This window comes from Pantoea sp. X-Soil-MYKO-1289, assembly GCF_059730625.1.
The window spans coordinates 2,536,281-2,551,276 of sequence record NZ_AP036004.1 but is presented as its reverse complement, the minus strand read 5'-3'; the positions used below and the strand labels follow the sequence as shown (position 1 = coordinate 2,551,276).

Below are 14,996 nucleotides of genomic sequence, written 5' to 3'. Positions count from 1 at the left end.
CTGAGCAGTGCGCGCCATGCTCACCTACTTTAGTACGCTCCGGTGGTTGTGCGCTGGCCGTGAACAGCAGATAACGCCCTCATCCGATACAGACAAGAGGTGATAACGCTATGCCCGCTCCACTCCGCTATGTACAGGACAGCGCCGACTTTCCCGACGCCGTCGATGTGGTGATTATCGGCGCCGGTATCGCCGGGGCCGCCGCGGCCTGGGAACTGACCAAAAAAGGGCTGAAGGTGGCGCTGCTGGAGAAAGGCCTGGTCGGGGCCGAACAGTCGAGCCGCAACTGGGGCTGGTGCCGCCAGCAGAACCGCGACGAGCGCGAGCTGCCGCTGATCGTCTACGCGCTGCAGCGCTGGGGCGAACTGGGCGAAGAGACCGGCGAAGAGCTGGGCTTCCGCCGCAGCGGCTTGATCTACGCGACGCGCAGCGAGGCGGATATCGCCGCGTGGGAGCGCTGGAACCATATGGCGAAAAATTATGACGTGCAGAGCGAGATCCTGACGGCGGAGCGCGCGAAGGCGATGACGCCTGGCAGCACCACGCGCTGGCTCGGCGGCGTCTCGTCGCCGACCGACGGCCACGCCGAACCGCGCCTGGCCGCGCCTGGCCTGGCGATTGCCGCCCAGCGGCTCGGCGCGCGGGTGTTCCAGCAGTGCGCGGTGCGCGGGCTGGACATTGCCGCCGGTCGCGTCAGCGGCGTCTGGACCGAGCGCGGCCTGATCAAAACCAGCCGCGTGATCTGCGCCGCAGGCGCATGGACCTCAATGTTCTGCCGCCGCCACGGCATCGACCTGCCGCTCGGCAACGTTATCGGCACCGCGTTTCGCACCCAGCCCATCGCGCAGGCGATTACGGTGCCGCTCTATACGCCTGGCTTCGCCTGCCGTCCACAGCTCGACGGCAGCTATACCGTTTCCGTCTCCGGGCGCGGCCGTCTGGAGCCGGGCGCGCAGGGCCTCCGCTATGCGCGCCACTTCTACCCTGTTTTTAAGAGCCGCCGCAAGAATCTGCGCCTGAACCTGGGACTGAAACCCTTTTTCCACGGCCCGGAAGCGCTCGGCGGCTGGGCATTCGATCGCGAATCGCCGTTTGAGCGCGCGCGCATTCTCGATCCCGCTGCCGACGCGGCAACCGTTCAGGCGGGTCTGGATGCGATGCGCAACGAATATCCGGCGCTGGCGGGCCTTAAGCTGGCGCAGGCCTGGGGCGGCATGATCGACAGCACCCCCGACGCCATTCCCGTTATCTCCACCGTGGCGCAGCTGCCGGGCCTGGTGCTGTCGGCCGGTTACAGCGCGCACGGCTTCGGCATCGGGCCGGGCGCGGGACGGCTCGCCGCCGATCTCGCCGCCAGCGACGCGCCGATTGTCGATCCCACACCTTATCGCTACAGCCGTCTGGTTGACGGCAGCGCACTTGAAACGCCTGGCATGATGTAAGGAGCACCGCATGACCGCAACTTTTCGCGCGATGAACGCGCAGGATCTGGAACACTGCTACAGCATGACGCAGCAGCTGAAGTGGCCGCACCGCCGCGAGGACTGGCAGCAGGCGCTGGCGCTGGGCGAAGGCGTGGTGATTGAAGAGCAGGGCAAACTGCTCGGCAGCGCCATTCTCTGGCGCTGGGGCGAACGCGCCGCCACCATCGGGCTGGTGATCGTCGATAACCAGCAGCAGGGGCGCGGGCTGGGCAAGCAGCTGATGCTGACCCTGCTGGAAAAAGTGCCCGACTATAACGTGCGGCTGCACGCCACCGAGATGGGCAAAGGGCTGTATGAAAAGCTCGGCTTTGTGGCGACCGGGCAGATTCTCCAGCACCAGACGCGTGCGCTGGAGGCGGTGCCGCCCGTGGCTATTCCGACGGGATTAACGCTGCGCCGCGCGCAGGCGCAGGATGCGTCTTCCCTTACCGCCCTCGACCAGCAGGCGCACGGCATGCTGCGTCCGCAGCTGATCGATCACCTGATTAACCAGCAGCAGACGGTGCTGCTGGAGGATGCGCAGGGTGACATCCGCGGCTTCGCCAGCCTGCGCCGCTTCGGCCACGGCTGGGCGATTGGGCCGGTTATCGCGCAGGATTTCCCGACAGCGCAGGCGCTGGTCGCCTCGCTGATGCAGGGGCTGCGCGGCGAGTTCGTGCGTATCGACACCGACGCCGCGCTACCGCTGGCCCCCTGGCTCGCCACGCTCGGCCTGGCGCAGGTCGACAATCCCACCACCATGGTGCGCGGCACGCCCTGGACGCCGCCAGCGGGCTCCATGCAGGCGTTCGGCCTGATGACCCAGGCGATGGCCTGATGCATATCCTCTATAAATCGGATCCCCAGCGCGGCGCGCTGTGGCGGCAGTGGCTGGCGCAGCACGCGCCCGATATTCAGCTGCATCTCTGGCCCGACATCGGCGACCCGCAGGAAGTGGAGATGCTGATCGCCTGGCAGCCGCCGGAGAGATTGCTGGAAACCTTTCCTGGCCTGAAAGCGCTGCTATCGGTGGGCGCGGGCGCGGATCAGTTCGATCTCGCCGCCTTGCCGCCCGACCTGCCGGTGGTGCGCATGATTGAGCCGGGGCTGACGCAGGGCATGGTGGAGTACGTGACCTTTGCGGTGCTCGGCATCCATCGGGATATGGTGCGCTACCTGCAGCAGCAGCGCGCAGCGCGCTGGCAGGCGCACGGCGTGACGCCCGCCGCCGCGCGCCGGGTCGGCGTCATGGGGCTGGGCGAGCTGGGCCAGGCGGCGCTACGCCAGCTGGTCTCGCTCGGTTTCGACTGCGCAGGCTGGAGCCGGACGTCGCGCCAGCTCGACGGTGTGCGGTGCTTTCACGGCGCGGCGCAGCTGGGCGACTTTCTGGCGCGCTGCGACATTCTGGTCTGCCTGCTGCCGTTAACGGCGGAGACGCGCGGCCTGCTTAACCGCGATCTGTTTGCGCAGCTGCCGCCCGGCGCGGCGCTGGTGCAGGCGGGACGCGGCGCCCAGCTTAATCATGCCGATCTACTGGCGGCGCTCGACAGCGGCCGGCTCGGCGCGGCGGTGATCGACGTCACCGATCCCGAACCGCTGCCGCCGTCGCATCCTTTCTGGCGTCATCCCGCCATCTGGCTGACGCCGCACATCGCCAGCCAGACGCAAAACGAGAGCGCCGTCGCCGCGCTGCTGGAGAACCTGCGTCGCTATCAGCGCGGCGAGCCGATGATTGGCCTTATTGACCGCGCACGAGGTTACTGATGGACATTGACGCTCTTATCGCGCTGCGACGCGATCTGCACGCTCACCCGGAATCCGGCTATCAGGAGAGGCGCACAGGCGACATCGTGGCGCGCTTTCTGCAGCAGCTCGGACTGGAGGTCTATCGCGATATCGGCCAAACCGGCGTGGTCGGCGTGCTGAAGCGCGGCGACAGTCCGCGCGTTATCGGCCTGCGCGCCGATATGGACGCGCTGCCGATGCAGGATCAGGGCGACGCGCCATGGAAAAGCAGGACGGAAAACGTCTGTCACGCCTGCGGCCACGACGGCCATACCGTGATGCTGCTCGGCGCGGCGCAGCAGCTGGCCGCAGCCGAGGATCTCGACGGCACCCTCTGCTTTATCTTTCAGCCGGCGGAAGAGGGGCTGGCGGGCGCGAAGGCGATGATCGACGACGGCTTGTTCAGTCGCTTTCCCTGCGAGGCGGTTTACGCGCTGCACAACTGGCCGGAACTGCCGCTCTGCGAGGTGCAGACCCGTCCCGGCGCCATCATGGCGGCGGCGGATCGCTTCGATATTAAGGTCAAAGGCGGCGGCGGCCATGCGGCGCAGCCGCACCTGACGCGCGACACGCTGCTGGCGGCCAGCGAGCTGGTGGTGCAGCTTAATACGCTGGTGGCGCACGCCATCGATCCCTGCGAGGCGGCGCTGCTGAGCGTGACGCGCATGCAGGGCGGCTTTTCGCACAATATGATCCCGGCGGAGGCGTCGATTACCGGCACGGTGCGCACCTTTAGCCCGGCGGCGCAGGAGATACTCGAAGCGCGGCTGCGCGAGATGGCGCGCCACGTCACCGCCGCGCATGGGCTGCAGGCGGAGGTCAGCTATCTGCGCTACTACCCGGCCACGGTAAATAGCGAGGCGGAGGCGAATCTCGCCCTGGCGGCGCTCAGCGAGGCGGGTTTCAGCGCCAGCGTCGCGCGGCAGCCCGCGCTGACCTCGGAGGATTTCGCCTTTATGCTGCAGGCGAAACCCGGCGCCTATCTCTGGATCGGCTCCGCGCCTTCGCAGCCGCTGCACCACTCCGCCTACGACTTCAATGACGCGCTAATCCCTTACGGCGTGCGCGCCTGGACGACGCTCGCCCGACGCGCGCTGCGTTAAGAAATTTCCCTGCTGAAAGGGCACGCATTTTAACAGGATATGCCGCAGCACTACCCATAACGGCAGCATGCGAAACCAGTGGGTTGCGATACTTGAGCCAACCGAACGTTACGTGGATGAGGTATAAAAATGCAGAATGTCATGGCCGAACAACAGACCTATTCAGACAACAGTTTGCTGCTGGACGCGCGCGAGCAGAATGTGCCGCGCGGCGTGGTGACCGCCCATCCGCTGGTGATTGAGCGCGCCAGGGGCAGTGAAGTCTGGGACGTCGAGGGCAACCGCTATCTCGACTTCGTCGGCGGTATCGGCGTGCTCAACGTCGGGCACAACCATCCGGCGGTGGTCAATGCGGTAACGCGTCAGCTGGGCCTGGTCTCGCACGCTTGTTTTCAGGTGGTGGCCTATCCGGGCTATATCGAACTGGCGCAGCGGCTTAATCAGCTGGTCGGCGGCGAGGAAGCCTATAAGAGCGTCTTCTTTACCAGCGGCGCGGAGGCGGTAGAGAACGCAGTTAAAATCGCCCGCGCGCACACCAACCGCTCCGGCGTGATCGCTTTCGACGGCGCCTTTCACGGGCGTACGCTGCTGGGCGTGACCTTGACCGGCATGAGCCAGCCCTATAAGCAGAATTTTGGCCCGTTCCCGGCGGATATTTATCGCCTGCCGTTTCCTAATCCGCTGCACGGCGTAACGGAAGTGGACTGCCTGAAGGCGCTGGATCAGCTTTTCGCCGTGCAGATCGCGCCGGAGCGCGTTGCGGCGATCATTATCGAGCCGGTGCAGGGCGACGGCGGCTTCCTGCCTGCCGGCCCGGCGTTTATGCAGGCGCTGCGCCGCATTACCGAGCAGCACGGCATTGTGCTGATCTGCGACGAAGTGCAGACCGGCTTTGGCCGCACCGGCAAGATGTTCGCCTTCCAGCACCTTAATATCAAACCCGATCTGGTGACGGTCGCCAAAAGCCTCGGCGGCGGCCTGCCGATCTCCGGCGTGGTAGGCAAGGCGGCGATCATGGACGCGCCGACGCCGGGCGGCCTGGGCGGCACCTACGGCGGCAACGCGCTGGGCTGCGCGGCGGCGCTGGCGGTGCTCGATTTGCTGGAGCACGACAACCTGCTGGCGCGGGCGAATGCGCTTGGCGAACAGTTGCTGGCGCGGCTACAGCTGCTGGCGGAGAAGTACGCCTGCATCGGCGACGTGCGCGGCCTCGGCTTTATGCTGGCGGTGGAGATCCTCGACTTCGAAACCGGCAAGCCTGACGCCGCGCTGACGCAGAAGATCCTCGACAGCGCCTGTCAGGAAGGGCTGCTGCTGATCAAATGCGGCGTTCAGCGCAATGTGGTGCGCTTCCTGGCGCCTCTTGTCACCACGGATTCACAGCTGGAGGAGGCGCTGCATATCTTCGATATTGCGCTGGCGCGCGCCACCGGCCGTCTGGGCTGACGCTATCTTCCTCATTGATATTGCTGGAATAATTATAAATTTTCCTGATGGATAACGCGCGCGTTACCGCTGGCGCTGGCGGCGCAAAGCGTGTTATACCATCAGCACGTCCTGCACAATTGGTTAACAATGAGGGGTGGTATGAACGGCTTAATGAAACTTGACCGCATCGACATCAACATCCTGGTGCAACTGCAAAAAGATGGCCGTATCAGCAACGTTAATCTCGCCGATGCCGTGGGACTTTCGCCCAGCCCCTGCCTGCAGCGCGTCAAGCGCCTTGAGCAGGCGGGCTTTATCACCGGCTACGAAGCCCATATCAATCTCACCAAAATCACCGATTCGGTCACGGTCTTTACCGAAGTGACGCTCTCCGGCCATCGCCGCGAAGATTTCATGAAGTTCGAGAGCGCGCTGCGCGACGTGGACGAGCTGATGGAGTGCCATCTGATTACCGGCGGCTACGACTATCTGCTGCGTTTTATCACCCGCAGCATCGAGCACTATCAGGAAGTGATTGAGAAGATGCTGGATGCGCAAATCGGTATCGACAAATACTTCAGCTATATCGTGATCAAATCGCCGGTCATGAAGAGCAGCGTGCCGCTGCGCTCGCTGATTACCCGGCAGAACGACGTGCTGGGCGCGCTGTAGCTCTCCTTCTTCCTTCTGACAGAACGCGATTACATAAGCGGCTAAAGCAGATGCTTTAGTCGTCATCGGGTGTTATTCCACACCTGTGATCGTTTATGGAATCTGCCCCTAAAAAATTGCACGAATTCACTAATGTAATGGCGTTTCAGACGATATAAACTCTGATGGAAAATAAGGAGATGAACATCATGAGTCAATATTATATGCCCGCCCTGACGACGGATGAAATTCGCGAAATTGGCGAGTTGGCGATTGCGCATGTCGCGAGTTTGAAAATTGCCTCGACCAAAATGGATGATTTTTCACTCAGTGAGAGAAACAGAAGAGAAACTGAAGACGCTTTCAAAAAATGCGGCATCACGGCTGCTGAAGGAAGACGAATTTTTAATGAAGTCTTTAACAGCGTAAGAAAAGGAGAGTAAGAGATATTCAACAGCCTGTTTGTATTTTTAAATGGAGTATTTATATGCCAGACCAAAAGCAATGGGTCTTTACCAGGCTAGTAGAGGACACGGACGATACCCGACAGCTCATCGCTTATGCCATATATAAAGCCGACAAAGATGATTATGCGAAACAGCTGCTCAGGCGTCGACTGCCTGAATCGCAGTTGCCTGCGTATCTGGAACGCTATCATGACAGCATAGCCTATTCAGAGCGACAGCTTGACCATTATCGCGACAAAGCGGCATGTATTATTGACCGGCTGGTACTCAGGGTAAGTCAACAGGTTCAATCCACCTGTGATCGAAAGATTGCATTATTAAAATCTAACCACAAAGAGGCGATGGAGAAAAAGTGGATGGAGTGGGGTAATAATGCGGCAGCCTATAGTGCTTATCTGGCAAAACCACGCTGGCCAGCTACATTGATGCGCGGCTTTATTAAATGGATGCTCAGCGGTATATCAGGTTTACTGGCAACGCTGTTTTCTACGCTGCTAATTGTAGGTACGCTTTCACTCTTTGCGCCAGAGATGAGAAGCACAGCCCGTAATATATTGAAAAATGGCATCGATACGTTAATACCCTTAAACCCGGCAGGTTTGTCTGATACCGGACAGCTCAAGGAGTAGGTTATTCCTGTATCGAAATCGATACCACACGCTTTTTTCACCTAATCGCGCCTGCTGCTCCTGCGCAGCATAAAATTTCTTTTCCATGCTTTTTTCACCGCATTTGACCGGTTCGCCGCGCCTCTTCAGCCGCGTGGGCTGAGCGCGCACGCGTACTATAAATCCATGCCGCGACAAGGAGTTATTTATGACCGCACCCATCATTGCCGACCAGAGCTGGCAGCGCGACGACTTTACCCTCTCCACCAAACGAACGCGGCTGGATATGGACTGGATCCATGATCAGCTGGCGGAACGTTCCTACTGGGCGAAAGGGCAGGCGCGCGCCACCACCGAGCGGGCAATCGCCGCGTCGCTGCCGTTCGGGCTCTATCACCTTGAGGCGCAGATTGGTTTTGGCCGGCTGATTACCGACTACACCCGTTTCGGCTGGCTGTGCGACGTGATTATCGATGAAGCGTGGCGCGGACATGGCCTGGGCAGCTGGCTGGCCAGCTGCGTGCGCGAGCATCCGGAACTGGCCACGGTGCGGCGCTGGATGCTTTCGACAAACGATGCCCATCAGCTCTACCAGCGGCTTGGCTGGCGCGTGGTGCAGGAGCCGCACAAGCTGATGGAGTTCCCTCTCTCCTGACTCTGGAGTGATACAGATGCGTTACCGCGTTGGCGTGGACATTGGCGGATCCTTTACCGATTTCGCCGTGCTGGATCGGCAAACCAGTCAGATCCATACCCTGAAAGTGCTGTCGCGGCCCGATGCGCCGGGCAGCGAAATTCTCACCGGACTGGCGCAGTTCGCCGAGCGCGACGGCCTCGATCCCGCAGAGATTGGCTACTTTACCCACGGCACCACGGTCGGCATCAACGCGGTGATCCAGCGGCGCGGCGTCCGGCTGGCGCTGTTCGCCACCGCCGGCTTTTGCGACGTGCTGGAGCTGGGGCGGCTGAAAATTCCCCATATCCACGATCTCTTCTCTCGCCGGCCCGCGCCGCTGATTAGCCGCGATCGCGTCTTCGCCATTCACGAGCGCACCGACCGCGACGGCAACGTGCTGCAACCCGTCGATCGCGGAAGCGTGCTGGCCGCCATCGACGGCGCGCGCGCGGCGGGCTGTCAGGGCATTGTGGTGGCGCTGCTGCACAGCTACCGCAACGGACACAACGAGGCGGCGGTTAAGGCGATCGTCGAAGAGGTCGCGCCCGACCTGCTGACCTCCTGTTCCGCCGATATCTGGCCGATTATCCGCGAATACGAGCGCACCATCACCGCCGCCATCAACGCCTACGTGCAGCCGATGGTGATCAACTATCTGGAGAAGTTTGAAGGCGCGCTGCGCGCCAGAGGCGTGACCACGCCGCCGCGCATCACCAAATCCAACGGCGGCGTGATGGGCGTTGAGCAGGCGAAGCGCGAATGCGTGCAGATGGTGCTCTCCGGCACCGCCTCAGGCGTTATCGGCGCCAGCTATCTCGCCAGCGCCTGCGGCTTCGACCGCATCCTTAGCCTGGATATCGGCGGCACCAGCGCCGACGTGGCGGTGATCGTTAACGGCGAGGTGGCGCAGGGCAACGGCGAAATCATCGGCGACTTCCCAATCTATATACCCTCGGTGGCGGTGACCTCGGTTGGCCAGGGCGGCGGCTCGCTGGCGTGGATCGACGGGCAGGGCGTGATGCAGATGGGGCCGGACAGCGCCGGTTCGCTGCCCGGCCCGGTCTGCTTCCAGCGCGGCGGCACCCAGCCGACCGCCACCGACGCCTTCGCCGCCTGCGGCATGATCGGCCACGGCGATCTCGGCTACCACGCCGTACAGGTGGATGTCGCCGCCGCGCGCGCCGCCTGGCAGCCGCTGGCCGATCGCCTTGGCGTCTCGATAGAGCAGACCGCCGAAACCGCCATCGAACTGGCGATCTCCAGCATGTACGGCGATACCAGCGGCCTGCTGTCGCGCTTCGGCCTCGATCCGCGCGAGTTCTGGTTTCTCGCCTTCGGCGGCGCAGGGCCGATGATGGGCTGTTTTCTGGCGCGCGAGCTCAATATGAAAGGCGTTATCGTGCCGCCGACGCCGGGCGTGCTCTCGGCGCTGGGCGGGCTGGTGGCGGATATCCGTAATGACTTTATCCGCACGCTGTATGGCGATCTCAACGCGCAGCTGGCGGATCGGCTCGCCTCTGAAGCGGAGAGCCTGAGCCAGCGGGCGCAGGCCTGGCTGGCGGCCGAGCACGGAAAAGAGATGCCTTTTACGCTGCAGTTCAGCGCCGATATGCGCTATCGCGGCCAGTCTTTCGAGATCGACGTGCCGCTGGAGGCGGCGTGGCTGGCGAGCGCCGACGTGGCGGCGCTGCACGCGGCGTTCGACCAGCAGCATCACCAGCTGTTTGGCCACAGCGACCCCGCCGCGCCGGTGCAGCTTATCAACCTGCGGCTGGTTATCGCCTCGCCCACGCCGAAGCCCGCGCTGAACCGTCCCGCGGCGGCCAGCGAGCCGGTGCAGGCGGCGAAGCGGGTTCAGGCATGGATAGATGGCGCTTTTCATCAGGTCGATCTGGTACTGCGCGCGACGCTGCGTCCCGGACATCGGCTGCGCGGGCCGGTTATCGTGGCGCAGGACGACTGCACCACCTGCGTGCCGCCGCGCATGCAGGTCGATGTGGACAGCTTCGGCAATCTGTTAATTACCCCGCTCAGCGAGGAGAAGTGATCGTGGCTATCGACGGACGTAATCTGCAAATACTCGCCAACTACTGCGCGGCAGCGGCCGACGCTATGGCCTTTACCCTGATGCGCACCGCGCACTCCACCTTTGTCAAAGAGACGGAGGATTTCTCCTGCCAGATCGTCAGCCGCGACGGGCTGGCGTTCGCCTCGCCGCGCAGCTTCGGCGCGCCCTGGTACAGCGGCATCGACTATGCGCCGGTGCTGGCGCTGATCGACCATTACGACGAAGGCGACATCTGCATTAGCAACGACGCCTATGCGGGCAACGTCGCCACCCATTCCCCCGATATGCATATCTGGAAGCCGGTCTTTCACGGCGGCGACATCCTCTGCTTTGTGGTCGGCCATATTCACAACACCGATATCGGCGGCGCGGTGCCCGCCTCGCTGTCGCGCTCGCTGACCGATATCGTGCAGGAGGGCATCCGCATTCCGCCGCTGAAGATCGTCCGCAACGGCGAACTGAACGAGGATGTGGCGCGGATCCTGCGGCTGAACGTGCGCGTGCCGGAACAGAACTGGGGCGACTTCAAAGCGCAAATCGCCTCGGTCAACATCGGCGAACGCAAGATGCAAGAGATTGTCGCCCGCTTCGGCGCGGCGGATTTTCTGCAGGGCGTCGAAGGCATCCTCGACTACGCCGAACAGCAGGCGCGCGCCATTATCCGCACCATCCCCGACGGCGAATACTTCTACGCCGACTACGCCGATGAAGATGGCGAAGGCGGCTATCCCTGTCGCGTGGCGATTACCCTGCGGGTGCAAGGCGATCGGCTGGAGCTGGACTACACCGGCAGCGATCCGCAGCTCGCCTCGTCGCTGAACATGCCGACCGGCGGCCGCGAGCGTCATCCGCTGGCGCTGGTGGGCGTCACCTACGTACTCTCGACGCTGGACCGGCGGCTGCTGCTTAACGCCGGCACGCTGCGCCCGACGCGCGCCATTCTGCCGCCGGGCACGGTGATGAACTGCGAAGCGCCCGCCGCGGTCGGCATGCGCTCGCTCACCTGCGCGCTGTCGCAAATCGCCACCGTCGGCGTCTTTTCGCTGGCGCTGCCGGATCGGCTGCCGGCCAACTCGCCGGGCGGCAACTCCATTATGAATATCCGCACGCTGGGTGCGCGCAACCGCAGCGTCGTGGCTTCGCTTGGCCCGGTCGGCGGCGGCGCGGGCGGCACGCCGCGCCACGACGGACCGGACGGATCGGGCGGATTGTCGGCGTTCCTGAAAAACACCCCGATTGAGATCAATGAAGCGGAAGTGCCCATCCGCTTCCTGCGCTACGGCCTGGCGGCCGACAGCGCCGGCGCCGGACGCTTTCGCGGCGGGCTGGCGACCGAAATGGCTTTTGAGATCTTTACGCCGGAGACCACCGTCACCGCGCGCAACCGCAACCGCTCGGTATTCGCCTCGGCGGGCGCGGCGGGCGGCCGCGCGGGCGGGCTGTCGCATTTTCGCACTTTGCGCGACGGCAAGACGCTGGAGCACGGCAACCGCGACGTGATCCACTGCCAGCCGGGCGATGTGGTCGAGGTGCGCGGGCCAGGCGCGGGCGGCTACGGTCTGCCGTCGCAGCGCGACGTAGAGGCGGTGCTCCGCGACGTGCGCTGCGGCTTCCTCAGCGCGGCGGCAGCGCGCGCGCAGTACGGCGTGGCGCTAACGGACGGCGAGCTGGACGAGGCGGCGACGGCGCAGCTGCGCGCCGCGATGCCGCAGCAGGTCGAGGCGCATTTTCAGCACGGCGCGGCGCGCCAGGCATTCGAGGCGATCTGGACGCCGCAACGCTACCGTTCGCTTACCAACTTTCTCGCCGCCGCGCCGGTCAGCTGGCGTCATTTTCTGAAAACCCAGGTGTTTCGCGCCGTCGAGCAGGCAGGAGAAGCGGCGGATATGGCGCAAATATTCAGCGAGTTACGGCTGCGCTTTCCCGCATTAGCAGGCGAATAAGCCGGTTTGTCGTCTACCCTTACTCTCTGACACGGATTTTCACCGAGGGGACAACGATGAGCATGAAAACCAGCGATTTCTTTGTGCAACGGCTAAAAGCCTGGGGCGTAACCCGTATTTACGGCTATCCCGGCGACGGCATCAACGGCGTGCTTGGCGCCATCCAGCGCGCCAATGAGAAGGGCGACGGCATCGAATTTATTCAGGTGCGGCACGAAGAGATGGCGGCCTTTATGGCGGCTGGTCACGCCAAGTTTACCGGCGAGCTGGGCGTCTGCCTCTCGACCGGCGGGCCGGGCGCCACCCATCTGCTGACCGGCCTCTACGACGCCAAAATGGATCACGCGCCGGTGCTGGCGATTGCCGGCCAGGCGGAGGTCACGGCGCGCGGCGCCAGCTATCAGCAGGAGATGAATCTGGATCGCGTCTTCGCCGACGTCGCCAACTTTGTGCAGGAGGCGGCCGCGCCGGCGCAGGTGCGTCATCTGATTGACCGCGGCGTGCGCATCGCCAAAGCACAGAACGGTGTGGCGGTAGTGATCGTGCCGAAAGATATTCAGGACGAACCCTGGGAAGCGCCGAAGCATCTGCACGGCTTCACCCATTCCGGCCCCGGCTATCAGCGTCCGAAAGTGGTGCCTTACGAAGCGGATTTACAGCGCGCCGCCGAGGTGCTCAACGCCGGGAAAAAAGTCGCCATTCTCATCGGCGCGGGCGCGCGCGGCGCGGCGGTGGAGGTGGTGCAGGCCGCTAACGTGCTGGCGGCGGGCGTCGCCAAGGCGCTGCTCGGCAAAGATGTGCTGCCGGACGACGCCCCCTTCGTCACCGGCTCAATCGGCCTGCTCGGCACCAAACCCTCGTGGGAGCTGATGCAGAACTGCGACACGCTGCTGATGATCGGCAGCGGCTTCCCCTGGACCGAGTTCCTGCCGGAAGAGGGCAAGGCGCGCGCGGTGCAGATCGATATCGATCCGGCGATGCTTGGCCTGCGCTACCCGTGTGAAGTGAACCTGCACGGCGACGCGGCGGAAACGCTGCGCGCGCTGCTGCCGCTGCTGGAGCATAAAGAGGACCGCAGCTGGCAGGAGGAGATTGCGGTGCAGGTGCGCGACTGGTGGAAAGTGATGGAAGATCGCGCCCACGCGCCGGCTAACCCGGTTAACCCGCAGCGCGTGGTCTGGGAGATGTCGCCGCAGCTGCCTGACAACGCTATCGTCACCTCCGATTCCGGCTCCTGCGCCAACTGGTTCGCGCGCGACTATCGTGTCAAGCAGGGCCAGCGCGCCACGCTCTCGGGCGGGCTCGCCTGCATGGGCGCGGCGGTGCCTTACGCCATTGCCGCCAAGTTCGCCCATCCCGACAGACCGGTGGTGGCGCTGGTCGGCGACGGCGCGATGCAGATGAACAATATGGCGGAGCTGATCACCATTCAGAAATACTGGCAGCAGTGGAGCGATGCGCGCCTTATCGTCTGCGTCTTCAACAACCAGGATCTGAATCAGGTCACCTGGGAGCAGCGCGTCATGGAGGGCAATGCGCGCTTCGAGGCGACGCAGCAGCTGCCGGACGTGCGCTACGCCCAGTTTGCCGAGTCGCTTGGCCTGCAGGGTATCTTCGTCGACAACCCGGACGAGCTGGAAGACGCGTGGCGACGCGCGCTGAGCGCCGATCGCCCGGTGGTGCTGGAGGTGAAAACCGATCCGGAAGTGGCGCCGCTGCCGCCGCACATCACCTTTAAACAGGCGAAAGCCTTTATGAGCTCGATGGCGAAGGGCGATCGCGGCGCGGTGCAGATTATCAGCGACACCGCCAGCCAGCTGCTGCATAAAAAGTAACAGGCACGAAGCGTTAAGTGGCCCGGTTGCGGGCCGCTACTCTTATCCACTCTCTTTCTCCTGGCCGTTCGCGTCGGGGTTCAGGCGATTCGCCACCAATCAGTTTGGGAGTCACTCATGGCTACAGATAACAATCCGGTGTGGTTTATTTCAGGATGTTCAACAGGTTTTGGTCGCGAACTGGCGCAGCAGACCATTGCGCGCGGCTTCAACGTGGTGGTGACGGCGCGCGATACCGCGAAAGTCGCCGACCTGGTGGAAGGCCACAGCAACGCGCTGGCGGTGGCGCTCGACGTGACCCAGCCGCAGAGCATCGAGGGCGCGGTCAAGGCGGCGCTGGAAAAATTCGGCACCATCGACGTGCTGGTGAATAACGCCGGCTACGGCTACCAAAGCTCGGTGGAAGAGGGGGAAGAACAGGCGATCCGCGACCAGTTCGACGCCAACGTTTTCGGCCTGTTCGCCCTGACGCGCGCGGTGCTGCCGACGATGCGCCAGCAGCGTCGCGGCCATATCATCAATATTACCTCGGTGGCGGGCTTCATCGGCTTCGCCAGCTCCGGCTACTACTCCGCCAGCAAGCACGCGGTCGAGGGCTGGTCCGATTCGCTGGCGCTGGAGACCGCGCCGCTCGGCATTCACGTCACCTGCGTCGAGCCAGGCCCGTTCCGCACCGACTGGGCTGGCCGCTCGCTGCATCAGACGCCGAGCACGCTGCCGGAGTACGCGGAGACCGCGGCGGCGCGCATGAAGGCGACCTCAGAGTACAGCGGCACGCAGAAGGGCGATCCGGCGCGCGCGGCAAAGGCAATGATCGCCATTACCGAGCGGGATGATCCGCCGCGCCATCTGGTGATGGGCGCCTGGGGCTATGACGCGGTGACGGCGAAGCTGAAAGAGCGGCTGGCGCAGATTGAGGCCTGGAAACAGACCGCGGTCGAAACCGACTTCCCGGAATAACTGACAGGC

General features: G+C 63.6%; 12 protein-coding genes and 1 pseudogene. All 13 read left to right on the top strand.

Annotated elements, in window-relative coordinates:
* The first annotated feature begins 110 nt into the window (after positions 1 to 110).
* The 13 genes and pseudogenes from AC6I7Z_RS12335 to AC6I7Z_RS12275 all read left to right on the top strand — a co-directional run bounded on the left by AC6I7Z_RS12335 (position 111) and on the right by AC6I7Z_RS12275 (position 14,987).
* Complete coding sequence (locus AC6I7Z_RS12335; RefSeq protein ID WP_497814416.1) at positions 111 to 1,442, top strand: NAD(P)/FAD-dependent oxidoreductase; 1,332 nt, start codon at positions 111 to 113, stop codon at positions 1,440 to 1,442.
* Positions 1,443 to 1,452: 10 nt separating this feature from the next.
* Positions 1,453 to 2,301, top strand: a complete 849-nt coding sequence (locus tag AC6I7Z_RS12330; RefSeq protein ID WP_497814415.1) for a GNAT family N-acetyltransferase — start codon at positions 1,453 to 1,455, stop codon at positions 2,299 to 2,301.
* Positions 2,301 to 3,227, top strand: coding sequence for a 2-hydroxyacid dehydrogenase (locus AC6I7Z_RS12325; RefSeq protein ID WP_497814414.1), 927 nt, complete (start codon positions 2,301 to 2,303; stop codon positions 3,225 to 3,227). The genes AC6I7Z_RS12330 and AC6I7Z_RS12325 overlap by 1 nt, the downstream gene beginning before the upstream one ends.
* Before the next feature lie 5 nt (positions 3,228 to 3,232).
* Positions 3,233 to 4,367: pseudogene (locus tag AC6I7Z_RS12320) on the top strand (M20 aminoacylase family protein).
* Positions 4,368 to 4,480: 113 nt separating this feature from the next.
* On the top strand, positions 4,481 to 5,797 hold the full coding sequence (gene gabT, locus AC6I7Z_RS12315) for a 4-aminobutyrate--2-oxoglutarate transaminase (protein ID WP_497814413.1): 1,317 nt from the start codon (positions 4,481 to 4,483) through the stop codon (positions 5,795 to 5,797).
* 141 nt (positions 5,798 to 5,938) lie between these two features.
* The gene (locus tag AC6I7Z_RS12310) at positions 5,939 to 6,451 is read left to right on the top strand and encodes an Lrp/AsnC family transcriptional regulator (protein WP_033749932.1); all 513 of its coding nucleotides are present in this window, start codon (positions 5,939 to 5,941) and stop codon (positions 6,449 to 6,451) included.
* A 188-nt stretch (positions 6,452 to 6,639) separates the two neighbouring features.
* Positions 6,640 to 6,873: a hypothetical protein gene (locus tag AC6I7Z_RS12305; RefSeq protein WP_497814412.1), complete on the top strand. Its 234-nt coding sequence runs from the start codon at positions 6,640 to 6,642 to the stop codon at positions 6,871 to 6,873.
* 44 nt (positions 6,874 to 6,917) lie between these two features.
* The gene (locus tag AC6I7Z_RS12300; protein WP_497814411.1) at positions 6,918 to 7,526 is read left to right on the top strand and encodes a hypothetical protein; all 609 of its coding nucleotides are present in this window, start codon (positions 6,918 to 6,920) and stop codon (positions 7,524 to 7,526) included.
* Positions 7,527 to 7,713: 187 nt separating this feature from the next.
* Positions 7,714 to 8,160 (top strand): GNAT family N-acetyltransferase, encoded by a 447-nt coding sequence (locus AC6I7Z_RS12295; protein WP_497814410.1) that lies wholly within the window; start codon positions 7,714 to 7,716, stop codon positions 8,158 to 8,160.
* A gap of 16 nt (positions 8,161 to 8,176) precedes the next feature.
* Positions 8,177 to 10,228 carry a hydantoinase/oxoprolinase family protein gene (locus tag AC6I7Z_RS12290; protein WP_497814409.1) on the top strand — a complete coding sequence of 684 codons (2,052 nt, stop codon included), beginning with the start codon at positions 8,177 to 8,179 and terminating at the stop codon, positions 10,226 to 10,228.
* 2 nt (positions 10,229 to 10,230) lie between these two features.
* Positions 10,231 to 12,192: a hydantoinase B/oxoprolinase family protein gene (locus AC6I7Z_RS12285; RefSeq protein ID WP_497814408.1), complete on the top strand. Its 1,962-nt coding sequence runs from the start codon at positions 10,231 to 10,233 to the stop codon at positions 12,190 to 12,192.
* Between the two features lie 56 nt (positions 12,193 to 12,248).
* A complete protein-coding gene (locus AC6I7Z_RS12280; protein WP_497814407.1) occupies positions 12,249 to 14,027 on the top strand; it encodes a thiamine pyrophosphate-requiring protein in 1,779 nt (592 codons plus the stop codon).
* Positions 14,028 to 14,144: 117 nt separating this feature from the next.
* Positions 14,145 to 14,987: an oxidoreductase gene (locus AC6I7Z_RS12275; RefSeq protein ID WP_497814406.1), complete on the top strand. Its 843-nt coding sequence runs from the start codon at positions 14,145 to 14,147 to the stop codon at positions 14,985 to 14,987.
* Positions 14,988 to 14,996 lie beyond the last annotated feature (9 nt).